Raw genomic sequence first — 17,709 nt, forward strand, 5'->3', positions numbered from 1 at the left:
ATCTAATAATAAGGCATTACTTCAAGGTAAAGACCGCAAGGTCTTTTTTCAGCCCGTCGGCAATAGCCCGAATATCATCGCTATGCCCCTGTGTATTATCCGCTTGCTGTAAGGTCTCTGTTGCCGCCTCCTCTAAAGAAATTGCGTTCTGGCGAATTTCAGTAGATGCGACACTCTGCTCTTCTGTAGTCGCTGCAACATTCCCTACACCAGATTCAACCACTTTAATTGAATCATATATGGTTTCTAGTAGCTTGCCGGCTTCTTTTGCCAAATCAACACTGCGTTTGACTTGCTCTCCACCGTCCTCCATATCCTGAACAGCCGACTTACTGTTTCTCTGCAATGTCTCAACTACTTTTTGAATTTCTTCTGTTGATTGTTGAGTACGCTGAGCTAAGACTCGAACTTCATCAGCGACAACGGCAAAACCTCTTCCTTGCTCACCTGCTCGTGCAGCTTCGATTGCTGCATTCAATGCCAACAGGTTAGTCTGTTCTGCAATTTCATTAATGACGTTAACAACATTACCTATGTTACTAGAGCTCTCTTCCACCATTTTTATGGTTTCGGAAGCTTGACCAAAAGCAGAAGAAAGTTGGGCAACTGTTTGCTCCACCGACTTCACAGCTTGATTACCTTTTTCAGTTGAGGAGCGCACATTCTGGGACTCTTGTGATACTAGACTAGCGCTGTGAGACACCTCTTCAATAGAAGAAGACATTTGTGATATAGAGGACGCAACATGAAGACAAGCACCTTGGCTCGTAGTCGCACTGCCTCTTAAATCAACACTCGATTCGGAAATGGATTGCGTGGACTTGACTAGCTCCAAACTAGACAAATGAATTTTATTCACCAGCCTTACCAGATTATCACGCATTAGCACCGCATCTCTTTGCAGCAAATCAATTTCATTTTTACTGTCGTCATCAATGCTATTAGGAAATTCAAAAGCAAGATTACCCTGCCCTAACTGGCTTAACCCTTTCGAAAGTGCTTGTAACGGCTTCAACGCACGGCGGATCAAGAACCATAGAATAGCCGTTAATGCGACAGAGGATACCAAGGAAACTAAGGCAATCAGATACAAAATGCTGTTCACATCTTCTTGGTATTCATCACTATAGGTCTTTAGAGAAACAACCCAGTCCCAACCAGGTACGGCTCTAAAGATTACTTTTGACTCTCTAGAAACAGAGTTTATGCCCTGCACATCTAGAGTATAATAAACCACACCACTTGAAGCCTCGTACATATCACTAAATGCTTTATCAACATTAGTATCACCACCTGTGATAGAAAATAGACTCTCACCAGTTAAAGTTGGGTGAATGATTAACTCTCCCCTATTTAACTTGCCATCTGAGACATACACATAACCATCTTTTCCGAACTTCATTTTATTTATTGAAACCGTTAATGGGGAAAGTACTTGTTCATATGGAATAAGAATCTCACTGAAGAAATTAGGGAGATTTGATAAGCTTGAATAAAGAGCAATATAACTCTTATTACCCAGCATAATTTTGCCAATATAAGCTTTATCTGCTTGAAGTGACTGGGAAATAACACCATCAGCAAGAGTGTTGGAAATACCTTTCTGTGAATGAGCAATACGATAGAAGACACCGCTTTTTTGATAGATAATGCTCGTTTCAAAACCAGATGTCTTAGTAAAGTTTTTCATAAAAGTGCTATGACCATTCAACCTTTGATACCGTAAACGCAAGGTTGGCATTTCCGCACCCTCTAAAAGAATTGGCTTATCAGCCACTATTTGAACATCTTTTAATTGGCTATTTAAAAAGTCACTACTGTGTTGTAAATCTGTTTTCAACGTGTAGTAGGATTCAGACAATTGATTAGCAATGAGTTCAGCTTCTTTTAACTGATGAGTAGTAACGATGCTATCAATCTTATTGGTAAATAATTCACTGATGACAGCCATCAATACAACAAAGATAAGAGAAACAAAAATGAGTACACCAAAACCCAGTTGCTTTGGCAGTGCCACTTTTCTAATCTTTGACAACATATACAACAATTCCTATGTTATTGAATTAAAAAGGGGCAAAGTCATTGCCCCAGTAATGAATGACGCTATAGATATACAAGAAGGGTTTAATGCTCTTTTTTAGCTAATGGCACAACTAAGACAGGAATACGTGAGCGAGCTAGAACATTTCTCGCGACACTACCAAGAAAAGTTTCTACTAAGCCCTTCTCATGAGTCCCCATTACAATCAAGTCTGCAGAAAGCGCTTTCGATTTTCCTAGAATCGCTTCCATAGGGAAGGACTCCACGATATCGAGCGACTTAACGTAATTACGAACTTTAAGATCTTCTAGTGGCACACTATCCCAAAACTCCTCCTGCTTTTCCTTTAGCACTTGCAGGGCTTGTTCTTTACGGGCTTTAAGCATGCCTTTACGCTGATCAGAGTCCATTACGTAAGTTTCTAGTGTCATTCTTGCTTCACTAGAAAGCTTCTCCACCACATGCAATATATGGATATCAGCTTTAGTACATTTGGATAGAAAGGCTGCATATTTAAAGGCTTCTTCCGCGCCTTTTGATAGGTCTGTACAGTATAGAATTTTACTAACTTGAAGCATCATAAGCCTCCTTTTGAACAGCGCTAGTCTTAACGGTTCTTAAGACTAGCCATTGGGTTTAGTAACCTAACCAGCTAGGAAGGGTTAGAGAAATACTTGGTACATAAGCAATCACGATAACAGCAATGGTTGAAACACAAGCAAAAGGCAATGCTTTGGCTGTGACTTCTTCCAACGGTGTTTTAGAGATACCGGAAGCAACAAAGAGGTTCTCACCAAGAGGCGGAGTGGAGAAGCCGATAGACAAGCTACATACCATCACGATACCAAAATGTACTGGGTCAATACCTAGTGAATAGGTTACCGGCAGTAGCACAGGCGTCAGTATCATAATTGCAGCAAGCGTTTCCATGAACATACCGACAAACAACAGGAAGGCAATAATGAGCAACCAAATAACATAAAGGTTATCTGTCACGCCTAACATAGAGTCAGCAATAATGGTTGGAATTTGATGCTCCACAAGGATTCGACCAAAAGCGGTTGCTGTAAACAGAATCAAGAGCACTCGGCCAGATAACCAGGTTGTGGTTTCCAAAGAGTGAATCAAGTCTTTAAGCTTCAACTCTCTATGAACAAACAGACCTATGAATAGCGTATAGAAAATCGCCACAATGGCAGACTCTGTCGGTGTAAAGAAGCCAGAATAGATACCGCCCAAAATAACCAGAGGCGCTAACATAGACCAGATGCCTGAGCGCATCGCTTTACGAATATCCGCTGTAGACCAGCCTTCTCCTGTGCCTTTGTAGCCGTATCGACGACACTGAATGTAATTAAGCGTCATTAAAGAAACCGACATAACTAGACCCGGAAAGAAGCCTGCTATAAAGAGCTTAGGAATAGAAATACTTTGAAACTCACCATGCTTGGCAATAGCGTCTAAAGGCACTGTCATACCAAGAGCCGAGATGCCAAAAATCACCATAGGAATAGACGGTGGAATAATGATACCCAAACCACCAGAAGATGCCGTTACCGCTGAGGCATAGCCTTTATCATAACCTCGGCGAGTCATAGCAGGGATCATCAACATACCAACCGCTGCGGTAGTAGCAGGGCCTGATCCTGAAATCGCACCAAAGAACATACAAGCTAAAATAGCCGCAGCCGAGATACCACCCGTCACTGGGCCTGCAAAACTTTCTGCTATGGCGACAAGGCGTTTTGAGATACCAGAAGCTTCCATTAATGCACCCGCCAAAATAAATGCAGGTAAGGCCATTAATGGAAACGAGCCAACTGAGTTAAATGCGATCTGCACCAACTTAATCGGATTTTCATCTAAATACAAAAATGAAGCTAATGCGGCGATGCCCAATGACGCCATCACTGGCGCACCTAATATCAAAAGAGCCAAAAATGACCCAAAAAGCACTAATACAATAGATGATTCACTCATAGTTTACCCTCCACTGTGTTAGGTGTTTTTTCATCTGGAAGATCTGAGTTAATTAATTCGTTCATTTCTTTTGCTTCAGGATCAATAATTTCTTCGCCTTTAATAAACTTCAGATAATTCACTTGCAGTATGCGAATCGTCATCAAGGTAAAAGCGATTGGTAAAATGAGGTAAATATATTTCATTGGAATGCCAAGAGTTTGCGACTTCCAGAAAAGATTCATGCGGTTGAATACAAAATCGTAGCTAATGAAAATGAAGTAGCTGTTAAAACCAACCCATGCAACATCGGATAAAAATTCGGAAAATGTACGTAGCTTAGGAGACAACCATTTGTATTGAAACGTCACCCTGTTATGGGCCGATAATTTGGCAGCGTAGCTTGATCCAAGAAAGACGAACCACACAAACATATATACTGAAAGCTCTTCACTCCATGTAATAGAGAAACCGAAGAATTCACGTGTAACGATTTGCGCAAATAGCAAGGTTACAAAGCTCAACAGTAAGGCTCTACAAATATAGCTTTCTAAATTATCGAATATCTTCGAGATTATATTCATCATGTTTTTGCGTATCCTATATAGAAAACAACAAGACCTTGTTGTGAAATAGGCACTTCAACATATTTAGTACCTGTAACAATAAAGCAAAAAAAAGGCTGAGTGTTGCCACTCAGCCTTTCAGTCACTTTAGATTTCGTCACGACCTAGAGTACGAAGAAATGCGTTTACTTTTTCTAAACCACCCACTTGATCGTAGTATGCTGGCCATACTTCAGATTGCGCTCTGCTAGCCCACTCTGCTTCATCTTCTAGCTGATCAATTTGCATGCCGTATTTAGAAACAAGCTCTTTCTTGATACCTTCTTCTTTCTCTTTGATCCAGCTCAAGCTGTATTCAGTCGCTGCTTCACCAGCTTCAAGAATCGCTTTTTGAACGTCAGCAGATTGATCTTGGAAAAGTGCTTCAGAGATAATTAGTGGCTCTAGAGCGAACAAGTAATGAGTCTCTGTTAGGTACTTTTGAATCTCAGCAAACTTCATAGAGTAGATTGCAGCGTAAGGAGTCTCTTGACCGTCAACTACTTTTTGCTGAAGTGCTGTGAAGGTTTCAGACCAAGCTACAGGCGTAGGGTTAATGCCGAAAGACTGGTACGTTTTAATGATCAAGTCACTTTTTGGTACTCGAATGAATAGACCTTCAAGATCAGCCAACTTAGTAACAGGACGCTTAGAGTTGGTTAACATACGGAAGCCAGAGTAGCTCCATGCAACAATACGAACGCCAGCTTGATTAATACCAGCTTCAACTAACTCTTTAGCAATGTCACTGTTAATAATCGTTTCTGCTTGATCAATATTTTCAAAAGCATAAGGAAGTGAAAGAATACCCAAAGCAGGTGCGAACGGTGCCAAGTTGTTACTAGCAAGGATAGACATGTCCAATGTACCAAGAGATACATCATTTACTGTCGCTTGCTCACTACCTAACTGACCATTAACGAAAAGGTCTGCTTTGTATTTACCGTCAGTTCTTGCAGAAAGCTCTTCTACAAATTTAAGACCCAACGCTTCTTGAGCACTGCCACCACCATCACCTACTGCCATTTTCCACGTAGCAGATACTGCATTTGCCGATAGCACTAGACCAGCTGTTAATGAGAGAACTTTTACCAATTTATTACGCATTGTTTATACCTCATAAGTTTTACAATTTATCTATTTGCCGTCTCAAGATTTGCTATCAACGGAATTTAAAATCGGGTTCTGAAGCTTTACCTGGTTTGGTGATTGTCATGCTAATTCCTTTTTTTCTTCATGATCAAAACACTTGCATCTAGTGTGTCTAATTAAAGCCAAAAGCCAGTAGAGCCAGTATTTTAATTTCGGTAGAGCCAGCAAAAAACACTATGCTCTGTTATTGAGCAGCATATACAGCCCAAAATACCTCCTCAAAACAGTCGCACCAAAAAAGAGCAAAAATAATATACAACCCAGTAAAATACACAAATGACTGGTACTAATAACGTAAACACTGGACCAATAAGGAAAAGGTCTAATAGCTAAATTATTTCGCTAAAGATCAATTGAGCTTCTCTAGGGTGTCTCATGAAGCTCGGCGGGAAGAATAACATCAAACGAATTTAAACTAGTCCATTTGTTTATTTCGCTTTTTAAAAGGGGTAATTAAACACCACGATAGCTTAGCTGGTTCAGCCGTTTGATAACGCTTTAGGCCTATACTCATTTCTTGGTGACCTTCTCTAGGCTGTGCCGTGTGAGTACCACATAAACGATCCCAAATAGATAAGAAAAAACCATAATTACTATCCGTTTCTTCTACATAAACGGAATGATGAACTCGATGAAAGTCCGGGGTAACTATGACTTTTCTGAGAATCGAATCCATCAACTTTGGCAAGCGAAGATTGGCATGGTTGAACATGGCGGAAGCATTCAGTAACACTTCAAATATCACTACAGCGAGTGCTAATGGACCTAAAAGTAAGACCACACCACATTTATACACCATAGATAACATGGCTTCCAAAGGGTGAAAGCGCACACCGGTTGTAACATCTATATCTCTATCTGCATGATGAACTTTATGCAAACGCCAGAGCAGCGGTATCTTGTGAGAAGCAACATGTTGTATGTATACCGAAAAATCCAAGAAAACAACGCCAACAATCACTTCAAGAAAAAACGGTAATTGAGCCGGCAGGAAGGTTAATAGCCCCCAATTGTTATCAAATGCATAACTTGCTGCGGCAACAGCTGATATCGGCCCTAAGAGTTTTAACGTTAAAGAGTTAATGACAACTAAAGATAGATTTGATGCCCAACGCTTTGACCTAGTTTGTTGCCGACTCTTGCGGGGGAATAATGCTTCTAACATCATCATTAAAACGAGCACACCTACAAAAATCACCAGTCGTAACACATCGTTTTCCACGTGACCAAACCTTATTCAAGAAAGTTAATTTACAGAGTTTGAGTTTATCAGCCCGCTTAAGTTCAAAGGGCTCACTAAAGAAAAATTAGAGTCCAGAAGAAACTTTGGCCGTTTTCGTTTGGGTGGCATGATGGAGCTCTTCACCTAGCGTCTCAATTAGCCTCTTTGCTGTCGCTTTACTTCATACATGGACAAGTCTGCTTTTTTCAGAATCTCATCGGCATCCAATTCATTACCAGAAAATAAGGTCACACCTACACTTGCTGAGCCGTGGTGGATGATATTACCTACAGAGTAGACATCAGATAACGCCTCTTGGATTTTACCGACCATATTATTGCTATATTTGCTTGCAAGCGTTTTTTCTGTCCCTAGCCCCTCCGCCAGTATAATAAATTCGTCGCCACCTAATCGTGCCACAACATCGGATTGTCGTGCATTCTTTTTAAGACGTTTGGCCACTTCGATGAGAAGTTTGTCTCCTGCATCATGACCATGTGTGTCATTTAGCTGCTTAAACTTATTTAGGTCAATAAAGAGTAGCGCACTAAAGTGTCCATAATGATGGCTATCCATTATAGCTTGATCTAACCGCTCCAATAACGAACGACGATTTTTCAACCCCGTCAAACCATCGTAGAAAGCAAGTTCTTTTAGCTCTTTTTCACTCTGCTTATGCTTGGTCAGGTCAACTATTTGTATGAGTACTTTCACTGTCCCGTCTAACTCTATAGATAAGAGCTGTACATCTAAAAAGCGCTCTTCACTTAAACCGTTAGAGATAGAAACTTCTATTGCCTGACTTTTCTTCGTTTCTAACACCTTAAGAAATTGCGTATATAAGCCCTTTTCACGCCATAGTTCCTCTTTAGAAATATCTAAGCCAATCAACTGATTGCGTGTTTTGTAAAATAGAACTTGAGCAGCCTGATTCGCTGCACTGCATATGCCATTCCCTTCTATCACTAACATTGCTAGAGGAGAATATTCCATTACCTTTCTATTAGCCTTTAGCGCCCCTTTTAGCTCAGAAGTGCGCTGTTCAACTGCCTTCTCCAACCTTTTTTCAGACTGATGCAACGTATTAACGAGCCTTTTCTGCACGCTTAAGGACTCATTTTGGGCCTGAATTAAGGCTTCTTGGTCCCTTTGCTTTTCTTTTACCAAACGGTTAAACCGCTCGCCCAACATAAGAGCAAATATCATAATCTCAAGACACGAGCCGATTTGTACACTGTTTGAAGTAAAAGCATTATAGGGTAATGCCCCTCGCGTTAGTGCTATGTAAATAGAGCTGCCTATTAAAAAGACCAAGAGAGCAAGGAAGAATAAAAAGGTGCTCTGGCGTTTATGTCTCATACCAAAGACTAATGTGACTAAAATTAATATAAACGACCATGCCGCATACATTTGCACTAGGTTGACAGGCGAGTCCAAAATACTAAGAGCGACTAAAACAAAAAACACTGCGATAATGCTGACTGTAAGTAATAAATGTAGCTTTGGATAAAACTCCTTGGTTTTCAAAATACTGCATGTAAATAGCATTAAAATGGCGGGAGAAAGTACCGAAAATACTGACTGAGATATATCATTCCATGGGCCAGATCTCGGCCATATAAACTCATGGGCCAATCCCCCCGAGCTAGCAACAAAAGCAACAGAGCAAAAAGAAAAACCAATATAGACAAGATAGCTAATATCTCTAAGTGCTATGTACACAAAGCTATTAAAGAGCATTAATAGTGCTGCCATAACAAAGAAAACAACCTGCAACGAATAATCAAGGCTTTCATTATCATGGAAGGCTTTCTCACTCCATAATAACGCCGGTAAGATCATGGTATTTTGAGAGGCTATTCGAAAGTAAACCTCATACTTAGAACCCTCTGGAATAAGTAACGGGAAGACAAAGTTCCGATTTTTATACGCTCTTGTTGAGAAAGGGCGAGATGATCCTGTGCTTATAGTCTGATAATTCCCTTCACTATCGGGAAAGTAAAAATCTACTTCTGAGATTTGACGCATGGATATTTCAAAAAGCTTTTCTAATGTCTCTTTCCCCATATTGCTAAATTCAACACGAACCCAGTATGCGGATTTCGAAAGGCCTAAATTTAACGCCAGACTCGATGAGTTAGCAGGCAAAAAGCGTTCTTTATATTCTGGCTGACGTATTTCTTTAAGGGAAAGAGACTGAGTCGGATCCTGTAAAATGCTTAAATACTTAGTAAGAGAAATTGGATCTTCTTTTATGCCAGATAAATAGACAGTTGAGGCCTGAGATGCACTTGCAAAAGCTAGCCCCGGAGAAATCATACCTATGCTAAGAACAATACTTAAGATCCAGCTTAACTTCATAATACCCTGATAATTAAAGCAATTTATAACGAAGGCTCTCATACTAAATGTCATATCCTTATTAACCCAAAAATCGACTCTTCATTTCATTACCTTAGTAATATTACGAAAGCTTGGTCTTTTTTGCTTCATACATAGCGGTATCAGCTTCTTTTAATACCTGATCAGCATCGGAGTCTTCTCCACTAAATACGGTTACCCCCACACTGCCTGCCCCGCTATGGAAAATACCGTCAATCCAGTACTCTTCAGATAAAACTTCTCGCACTTTTTCCGCCATTTTGTCCGCATATTCTTGTGCCAGACTCTCGTCGCTGCCTAACCCTTCTAGGAGAATAATAAACTCATCGCCCCCTAAACGCGCGACGGTATCCGATTGACGGGTGATGCTAATCAAACGCTTAGCAACCTCTATAAGCAGCTTATCGCCTATGTCATGCCCATATGTGTCATTTAACAGTTTGAACTTGTCTAAGTCTAAAAAAAGCAATGCACAATACTGTTGATACCTAACTCCATTCTCAAGGGCATGGTTTAATTTACTCAGTAATAAACGGCGATTAGGAAGCTCTGTGAGTCCATCATAAAAGGCGAGCTCTTCTAACTTTTTTTCATTTTTTTTCTGTTTCGTTAGATCAAAAAGTTGAATCAATATTCTCATTTTTCCTTGAATTTCAAGAGGTAAAAGGTATATATCCAACCACAGCGCTTTACCGAATCTAGAAGTGAGTTTTGCTTCAAATTTCGTTTGTTGGTTCGTTGCTAATACTCGATGTAATTGATGTATAAGCCCTGACTCATACCAAGCTCGATTTTCCTTGATATCCACCCCCAACATGCGCTCCCTGCTCCCCCCCACTAACAAACCAGCGGATTCATTTGCCTCAAGACAAACACCGTTAGAATCAGTTAACAACATGGGAATGGGAGAGTTAAGTAGGATTGCATTATTCATTTTGAAAGCAGCATTCACTTCTTGAGTACGCTGATGAACTTTTAGATTGAGCTCATGCTCTGAATTTTTCAAATTATTCAACAGTTGTTCTTGTGCTAAAAGAGTCTCTTTTTGGGTATCAATTAAGCCCATCTTAGCGGTCTCTTTTTCTTTTCGTATTTGGTTAAATTGATCCGCTAGCATAACAACGAGAAATAGCATTTCGAGGGAAGCTCCCATTTGTAAGCTACTAATAGTGAATGTATTACTTTCAATAAGCCCGTTTGATTGAGCTATATAGATAACAGAACAGGTTAACAAGGATAGGAAAGCACAAAGTATAAAATATGCATTACGATGCTTTTGATAGGCCTTAAATGACGCTGTCATCAAGATGACAACTAAAGAGATAAGCGCATAAGGCTGTACAAGAAAAACAACATTTAGCGGAAAAACACATAAAAATACAGCGACTATAGGAGCAGATATTAGCAGCCAATTCATCCAGCCATGTAACTTAGGTAAACTCTGCTTAGTATTGAATTGTCTGCGTATAAAAACCATAAAGGTGGCCATTGAACAGATGGAAAAGAAGTTTGCAGCATTATTAGACCACCAGCCAATGTTAGGCCATAAATATTGGTGCGCTACCCCTCCACCGCTAGCTATAAGCAACGACATACTTAGAGAAAATGCGATGTATTGTAAAAAAGAAATACTTTTGGAAGTAATAAACAATAGTAGATTAAACAGCATTAACCCTATAACGACAGAATAAAAAGCCACCTGCCTAATAGAGTCATTACGCACGTGGTAAAAGAAAGCTTGTTCTTGCCAAAGTACCAAAGGGATAAGAACTTCCGATTTAGACTTTACCCTAAGATAGAAGGTCTTCTGACTTTTCGGCTCCATAGTAAGAGGGAACACAAAAAATCGATTGTCATAGGCTCTTGTCGAAAAAGGCCGAGAAGCGCCTGTTTTAAATACCTCGTAATGGCCATGCTCACTGACTGTATAAAAGTCCACCTCAGACAGCTCTGCAAAAGGAAGCTCAAGAAAGCGCCTTTCCACTCTATCGGAAGAGTTTTCCAGAACGAAGCTGATCCAAATAGCTGAGTTAGTGCCACCAAAACTATAAGTCCGGTCTGCTTTATCTGAAATTAAAAATGAATGATACGCATTAGGCCGAATGATGTCTTCAATTGTGAGTTCAGCTTCCACATCTTCAAAAGCTCTTGTATATGACGTAAAAACAGTTGAACTAACTTGATTACTTCCAAGATCAAATGACTGATAAGTGGTGCCAGCAAAAACAGGTATAGCAAAACTAAAAAACAAAAGAACTAGGGCTATATACCTATATGCCATAACGCCTTCTCCTTAAGGGAAGCTCCAGAGCGTTTTATTCCATAACTACATCTATTTGGCCATTCCTTGCCTTTATATATTGCTCAACCATCGCTGTAATTTAATAAGCATAGCTAACATTTTTAATATTAACTAAATACATCAATGAAAGTGAAAGTGAAAGTGAAAGTGAAAGTGCTTAAATATTAGACAACTCTATAAAAGGTAAAGCATTTTGAGCCCTACTTCTCTAGAGGTGGTAATTGAGGGAGGTACTAATAATGAAGAGTTACCCACACACTGAAGCCAGTGGACTTATTCGAACCTTCCTTAAATACTATTACTTATTTAAGTTTTTTGAAAAGCTGATGAGCGATTAACTAACTAGAATACATGATTCTATTACGCCCTAAGGATTTGGCTTTGTAAAGCATACTATCCGCTTTATTAATAATGTCCTCAGGACGGTTTTCTTCATTAGGGATAATTTGTGCGACACCTATGCTGGTTGTTAAGTAGCTATTATTTGGGGCATTTTCATTAGCAATTTTCAAGTCGGCAATTTGCACTAGTAAGTCACTAAGGGTATCCACAGCTTGTGACAGTGTGACTCCCTTCAGAACAATCACAAATTCTTCGCCGCCATATCGGGCGCACATACCATCACGCCCTTCCATAAATTCTCGCAGCTGTTTGCCTATTTTAATCAAGCACATGTCACCTGCCTGATGACCATAACTATCATTTAAATATTTGAAATAGTCCAAATCCAATATAGCAAGAGTTATCACATCATTACTGGAGCAGCCAGACTGCCACTCTAAGGTAAGAAATTCATCAAAGGCACGCCTATTAGGGAGCTCAGTTAAACTGTCTTCTCTTGCTAACGCGTTGACTTTTTCCTCCGCGAGTTTTCTCTCAGTCACCTCTTGATGAACCAATACGAAATAACGTTTATTTCCGAGTTCGAAAGGGGTTACACGCATCATAAACCAGCGTTGCTGACCATTAACCCCGCACGGATACTCCAAGTAAAAATTTGACCCTTCTTGGTTTATAACACTTCTTATACCCTTCCCAGCAGCTTCGCCGAACTCATCTCCCTCTAAAGCCGCTTTATCGCAAACAGACAGGTAATTTTCACCGAATAAGCTATATGAATCGTCCCATTGAATACTAGAAAACGCATTCCAACGTTCATTCACATACTTAATGTCTCCAGCTTCATTTATAACCGCAATATGCTCAGACATCGAGTTAAGAATCTGGCTTAAAAAATCACTGGAATACTCCATGCTTTACAACCTTATTGATATTCATTGCGGAAAGGGTTCATAAACCTGACTTATATAAACTCATAACAAACTTCACTTAAGGTAAGTGTTTGTTTAAAGTAAGGGATAACTTGTCTATTAAAATAATCTGAAGGCATATATGTCTATAAAAGAGTGTTCCACCTGCCACCATAAAGTTAGTAGTAAGGACAGAAAATGTCCAAATTGTAATAGCCCTCAGGTCAACTATAAGGCTTTTTATATCGTTTTTATTGTTAGCACTATTTTACTCGTAACGATCGACAACTTTTGGTAAGAACAAGATAATAGTTATATGATGACTACTATCGGTTAAATGCCGAACGAATTAGTCCAAGGCCTGCGAAACTAAATAGCCCAGCCACAACACCATTTACCCAGCGGTTTGCTTTTTGATAGAGCGCCATAACGCCGTTGCAAGAGAATACAAATGAATAAAGAGCGTTAGTAAAAAAGCCGACCGCCACACAAACTAGAACACCTAAAACCAAAAATGCGGTACTATCATTTTCTCCTAAGCCAACGGACAATGCAGCCATCCAAGCTATCACTGTTTTCGGGTTAGATATATTGAGAAGAAAACCTTTAATAAACCATCGGCTGTTATCTTTGGGCGCGCTCTCCATATTAATCGTCAAACTATCGCCTTTGATGGCTGATTTAGCAGACAAAAATGCTAACCATATTAAATACACACCCCCTAATACTTTTAATATCATCAACAAATAGACAGATTGTTGTAATATGACACCCAATCCACTCGCCGCGATAATTCCCCAAAAGACCAGGCCTGTTGATAGCCCAGCACCATAAATCAAACTTATTTTTCTCCCTCTACTCATAGCGATAGTGGCATTAGAAAGAGTGGCAGGGCCAGGTGATACAGCAATAACAAAAAACGCTAACCCAATACTTAATAAAGACAACATTTTAAAGCTCTCCAATAAAGTCAATGTCATATTAAAAACATCATACCGCTTACACCCATTCACCACAATTAAGTCAATAAGCCTGATATAATGGTGAGAAAATAAACAAGGAGAAATGGATTGTTTGGTTTATTTAAGCGTATTAACAATGCGGTATTAGAATTAGTAAACCCTTATACAGACACGACATCGCAACCGACTCATAATGTTTGGTCTTATATTTTTGATCAGATAACTCCACTAAAAAAAGTATTAATTCTCAGCCTTATCAGCACCATGCTAGCCGCCGCGTTTGAAGTTTGGCTAATAGCGTACGCTGGGCAATTAATTGATATCCTATCAAACTCTGACCCTGAAACCATTTGGCAAACCCAAGGAAGCCAACTTCTTACCGCAGCTTTTTTGCTGATTTTTCTCAGACCAATTCTACAATTTGCTAGACACTGTGCTAACTCAATTGGACTAGATTGTAATATTGCTCAATTAGTACGTTGGCGTGCTTACCGGCATTTATCACAACAATCTATAGGCTGGTTCCAAGAAGATTACTCTGGCCGCACTTCTGCTCGTATGATTGAGAGCGGTAACCACGCGGCGAAAATCATTTATGAAGGTATAAATGCCATTTCTTTTGGCCTTATTTATATGCTCGGTATTGTGATTTTAATGTCGAATACTGACTCACGTTTAGCTATCCCATTGTTTATCTGGCTAACTTTATACATTGCGTTGGTTGTCAAAGTCATCCCTAAAATGATTTCTGCACAAAGGCGTTTCCAAGCGACAAGAGCGGCACTGACAGGTCGTGTGGTTGACTGCTTTTCGAATTTCGACACAGTAAAACTCTTCGCACGTACTGATGTTATGACGAAAGATTTTCAATCTGACATAGAAGCAACAAGACGAGCCTTATCGGTACCACAGAGTTTAAGTGTTGGCTTGCGCACCACGGTTATGTTGCTAGAAGGCATCATGGTCGTTAGCTTCTTAGGTTATGGTATTTGGCTATGGTCTGTAGATGCAGCCAGTATCGGCTTAATCGCTTCGGCATTGGCGCTAACCTTTCGGATTACCGCATTAGCTGAATGGGTAATCGATGCATCATGGGCGATTTTCTTAAATGTGGGTAACCTTGGTGACTCACTAAAAACCCTTGCCCAACCTTTACTTATACCACCTAAAAAAGGCGCTCCAGAGCTGGTCGTAAAATCAGCGAGTATTGATATACAAAACCTTAAACACCAATACGGTACTGGGTTAGGGGGACTGAGAGGCATTAATTTATCCATTGCGTCAGGAGAGAAAGTAGGACTAGTCGGTGCCTCTGGAGCAGGAAAATCCACCTTAGTGAATTTGATATTACGGTTTTTTGAAGCCGAACAGGGCAACATCCTTATTGATAAGCAAAATATTCGTGAGGTCGAGCAAGACAGTTTACGTGCTGCCATTGGCATCGTTAGCCAGCATGCTTCTTTGCTCAACCGTTCCGTCAAAGACAACATCGCCTTAGGCCAAGAAAATAAGTCCCTTGAAGATATTATCTCTGCAGCAAAGCAAGCTCATGCCCATGACTTTATTCTGACGCTAAAAGACCAAAATGGTAATACGGGTTATGATGCTCACGTAGGTGAACGAGGAATTAAACTATCTGGGGGGCAACGTCAACGTATTGCACTCGCCAGAGTAATACTAAAAGATGCCCCGATTCTAATTCTTGATGAAGCCACTAGCGCTTTAGACAGCAAGGTCGAGGCAGATATTCAGGCCGCTCTAAAAAACATAATGAAAGATAAAACAGTGATAGCAATCGCCCATAGGTTATCCACTATTGCTCAAATGGATAGAATCCTCGTATTTAAAGACGGGCTCACTGTAGAAGAAGGTAGCCATGATGAGCTTCTTTCCCAAAACGGCTTATACGCTGAATTTTGGAGCCATCAATCGGGAGATTTTTTAACTACAGATTAGCTAATTAGCAAGTAGCATTTTATTGATATGTCTAGAAAAGGGTTAAATAGCTCTTTATATTCATAAGTGACAAAAAAGCCTGAATTCTCATCGAGAATTCAGGCTTTTTAATCTAAATAGGTTACGAGTAATAAGGCATCTCGTTCTAGTGAGTGACCTTCAGGTCATAGAAAGTAGCTTGAACATAGTCATCACCGTCACCCGACTTATTCTGGTTGTAGACACCAGCTTTAAAGTACATGTAAAGGCCACCTTTATCGTAACCACTCTTATCCATGTCCGTCACGCTCACCACATCAGGCTTACCTGGGCGCATAATAGTCACGGTTAAAGTGTTACCGACAACATCAATTCGGTAGCTAAACTTCTCACCAAGGGCTATACCATCTGCAGGGTTTCTCGCGCTATTGCTTTTTGACCCTATCATTTCTACAAAGATTTCTTTTCGGCCAGATTTCTTGGTAGGTTCATGGGCATAATACAAAGAGCCGTTCATGTTATTCGGTAGTTTACGGTAGTAAATACGGATCGGCTCATTATGATTCGCATGAATTTGTCCTATCACCACACGACCCACTTGGTAATCTTTACCTGTCGTCGTAACATAATCTACAGCTAACGTAGCTTCTAGGGAACCATCGACACCACCAGCACGCTTTTGGTCTTCTTCTGGAGCCGTAGAGAAAACCCAGTTATTCCCTGTTACCCCTGTGGTCTTATGCTTAGTATTGCCACGGCGAATCATTTCACGCAATTCTGAGCGAGTATAAGTAGTATTTTTTGACGTTTTAGCTCCAGCAATTGGCGCTTTAAACACCATGCCGCCATCTTCACTTAAATAGAAAAACTCGGGGGACACATAGCCACCATTCAGCTTTTTCTCTTTGATGTCATCCGCTTTCCCATTTCCATCTTCATCAACGGGGACACTTAGTTTCCAATTAAGTAGATCGAATTTGGTAGAAGGTGCTGTTGCAGCCTCAACCAAGCCACTTAAAGGAATAGACAATAGTAAGAAGCTACTCAACGCTAATGATTTTTTCATAAAAAACCTATTTGTATTATTATTTAGAAAGCCTATTCTAATTTAGGTAAGGTTTTTTTTACAGAACATTATTTATAAAAATCAGCGAAAAACACTTCCTGTAAAAAATGAGAGAAAGCTTAAACGCCTCTTTGTGGCAGTACATGAAAAGTGTCACTTGTCCTTCAAAATGATTTTTTCCGCTATAGCAAGCATGCTCACCCCTTCTATTTCGGGCTTTTCATAGAGTTTATTATATAAAGCACCTGAGCGATTTATATAAGCCGCCTTTAAACCCGCCATCAATGCACCATGGGTATCCCAATCATGAGTTGCGATCAAACGTAGGTTAGATGGTGTTTTTTGTAGTTTTTTAGCCGTTTGAAGATAAACATCCTTACTAGGTTTGAAGCTACCAAATGCCTCAACAGAAATCACTTCATCAAAGTACTCGCTTAACCCTGAGTTTTCTATTTGTTTAGCCACTAAATTAAGAGAGGAGTTTGATAAAGCAACGATATAAAAGCCAGCTGAGCGCAGTTTTTCAAGAGCAATATGCATATCTGCATGGGGAGGTAAGTTACTAAGTGCTTGGAGGATATCGTCAATAGACGATGCAGATAAATACACTCCTTGCTTTGCAGCGAGCGTCTCCAAGGCCTGTTTAGCCAAGTTAAAGAAGTTTGTTTTTATTCCAGTGATCATAGCAACCGTTGATGAGTGCAATAGCGTTGAAAACCATATATCCAACATAATTTCATCACCAAAGGCTGCCGAGAATTTAGGTTTCAACACCCCAAGATCTAATACTGTTTCATTAATATCAAATAGAATGGTAGTTTCTTTCAAAGCCT

At 40.0% G+C, this 17,709-nt stretch carries 13 protein-coding genes; 1 reads left to right on the top strand and 12 read right to left on the bottom strand.

What is annotated here, in order from left to right:
* Positions 1-16: 16 nt before the first annotated feature.
* The 10 genes from OFY17_RS05840 to OFY17_RS05885 form a co-directional block, all read right to left on the bottom strand.
* The gene (locus tag OFY17_RS05840; RefSeq protein WP_263529789.1) at positions 17-2,038 is read right to left on the bottom strand and encodes a methyl-accepting chemotaxis protein; all 2,022 of its coding nucleotides are present in this window, start codon (positions 2,036-2,038) and stop codon (positions 17-19) included.
* Between the two features lie 86 nt (positions 2,039-2,124).
* Positions 2,125-2,622 carry a universal stress protein gene (locus OFY17_RS05845; protein ID WP_263529790.1) on the bottom strand — a complete coding sequence of 166 codons (498 nt, stop codon included), beginning with the start codon at positions 2,620-2,622 and terminating at the stop codon, positions 2,125-2,127.
* 55 nt (positions 2,623-2,677) lie between these two features.
* Positions 2,678-4,021 (bottom strand): TRAP transporter large permease, encoded by a 1,344-nt coding sequence (locus OFY17_RS05850; protein WP_263529791.1) that lies wholly within the window; start codon positions 4,019-4,021, stop codon positions 2,678-2,680.
* Positions 4,018-4,587 (bottom strand): TRAP transporter small permease, encoded by a 570-nt coding sequence (locus tag OFY17_RS05855; protein ID WP_263529792.1) that lies wholly within the window; start codon positions 4,585-4,587, stop codon positions 4,018-4,020. The genes OFY17_RS05850 and OFY17_RS05855 overlap by 4 nt, the downstream gene beginning before the upstream one ends.
* A 126-nt stretch (positions 4,588-4,713) precedes the next feature.
* The gene (locus tag OFY17_RS05860) at positions 4,714-5,712 is read right to left on the bottom strand and encodes a TRAP transporter substrate-binding protein (RefSeq protein WP_263529793.1); all 999 of its coding nucleotides are present in this window, start codon (positions 5,710-5,712) and stop codon (positions 4,714-4,716) included.
* A 460-nt stretch (positions 5,713-6,172) separates the two neighbouring features.
* Positions 6,173-6,979 (bottom strand): sterol desaturase family protein, encoded by an 807-nt coding sequence (locus OFY17_RS05865; protein ID WP_263529794.1) that lies wholly within the window; start codon positions 6,977-6,979, stop codon positions 6,173-6,175.
* Positions 6,980-7,135: 156 nt separating this feature from the next.
* Positions 7,136-9,340 carry a diguanylate cyclase domain-containing protein gene (locus OFY17_RS05870; RefSeq protein ID WP_263529795.1) on the bottom strand — a complete coding sequence of 735 codons (2,205 nt, stop codon included), beginning with the start codon at positions 9,338-9,340 and terminating at the stop codon, positions 7,136-7,138.
* A gap of 103 nt (positions 9,341-9,443) precedes the next feature.
* Positions 9,444-11,642, bottom strand: a complete 2,199-nt coding sequence (locus OFY17_RS05875) for a diguanylate cyclase domain-containing protein (protein WP_263529796.1) — start codon at positions 11,640-11,642, stop codon at positions 9,444-9,446.
* A 359-nt stretch (positions 11,643-12,001) separates the two neighbouring features.
* A complete protein-coding gene (locus OFY17_RS05880) occupies positions 12,002-12,916 on the bottom strand; it encodes a sensor domain-containing diguanylate cyclase (protein ID WP_263529797.1) in 915 nt (304 codons plus the stop codon).
* Between the two features lie 323 nt (positions 12,917-13,239).
* Positions 13,240-13,893: a LysE family translocator gene (locus OFY17_RS05885; RefSeq protein WP_263529798.1), complete on the bottom strand. Its 654-nt coding sequence runs from the start codon at positions 13,891-13,893 to the stop codon at positions 13,240-13,242.
* 90 nt (positions 13,894-13,983) lie between these two features.
* On the opposite strand from OFY17_RS05885, the gene OFY17_RS05890 reads away from it, so the two are divergent.
* Positions 13,984-15,831, top strand: coding sequence for an ABC transporter ATP-binding protein (locus OFY17_RS05890; protein ID WP_263529799.1), 1,848 nt, complete (start codon positions 13,984-13,986; stop codon positions 15,829-15,831).
* A gap of 145 nt (positions 15,832-15,976) precedes the next feature.
* Here OFY17_RS05890 and OFY17_RS05895 read toward each other — a convergent pair whose 3' ends face one another.
* Together OFY17_RS05895 and OFY17_RS05900 are read right to left on the bottom strand one after the other, a co-directional pair.
* Entirely contained in the window at positions 15,977-16,876 is a 900-nt protein-coding gene (locus tag OFY17_RS05895; RefSeq protein ID WP_263529800.1) for a polysaccharide lyase family 7 protein, read from the bottom strand.
* A 153-nt stretch (positions 16,877-17,029) separates the two neighbouring features.
* On the bottom strand, positions 17,030-17,704 hold the full coding sequence (locus OFY17_RS05900) for a haloacid dehalogenase type II (RefSeq protein WP_263529801.1): 675 nt from the start codon (positions 17,702-17,704) through the stop codon (positions 17,030-17,032).
* Positions 17,705-17,709 lie beyond the last annotated feature (5 nt).

The organism is Marinomonas sargassi (assembly GCF_025716875.1).
Taxonomy (GTDB): domain Bacteria; phylum Pseudomonadota; class Gammaproteobacteria; order Pseudomonadales; family Marinomonadaceae; genus Marinomonas; species Marinomonas sargassi.

Bases quoted from the DNA above. Each gene is read 5' to 3' on its own strand.
- OFY17_RS05840 (WP_263529789.1), bottom strand. From the start codon at position 2,038: ATGTTGTCAAAGATTAGAAAAGTGGCACTGCCAAAGCAACTGGGTTTT.
- OFY17_RS05845 (WP_263529790.1), bottom strand. From the start codon at position 2,622: ATGATGCTTCAAGTTAGTAAAATTCTATACTGTACAGACCTATCAAAA.
- OFY17_RS05850 (WP_263529791.1), bottom strand. From the start codon at position 4,021: ATGAGTGAATCATCTATTGTATTAGTGCTTTTTGGGTCATTTTTGGCT.
- OFY17_RS05855 (WP_263529792.1), bottom strand. From the start codon at position 4,587: ATGATGAATATAATCTCGAAGATATTCGATAATTTAGAAAGCTATATT.
- OFY17_RS05860 (WP_263529793.1), bottom strand. From the start codon at position 5,712: ATGCGTAATAAATTGGTAAAAGTTCTCTCATTAACAGCTGGTCTAGTG.
- OFY17_RS05870 (WP_263529795.1), bottom strand. From the start codon at position 9,340: ATGAAGTTAAGCTGGATCTTAAGTATTGTTCTTAGCATAGGTATGATT.
- OFY17_RS05875 (WP_263529796.1), bottom strand. From the start codon at position 11,642: ATGGCATATAGGTATATAGCCCTAGTTCTTTTGTTTTTTAGTTTTGCT.
- OFY17_RS05880 (WP_263529797.1), bottom strand. From the start codon at position 12,916: ATGGAGTATTCCAGTGATTTTTTAAGCCAGATTCTTAACTCGATGTCT.
- OFY17_RS05885 (WP_263529798.1), bottom strand. From the start codon at position 13,893: ATGACATTGACTTTATTGGAGAGCTTTAAAATGTTGTCTTTATTAAGT.
- OFY17_RS05895 (WP_263529800.1), bottom strand. From the start codon at position 16,876: ATGAAAAAATCATTAGCGTTGAGTAGCTTCTTACTATTGTCTATTCCT.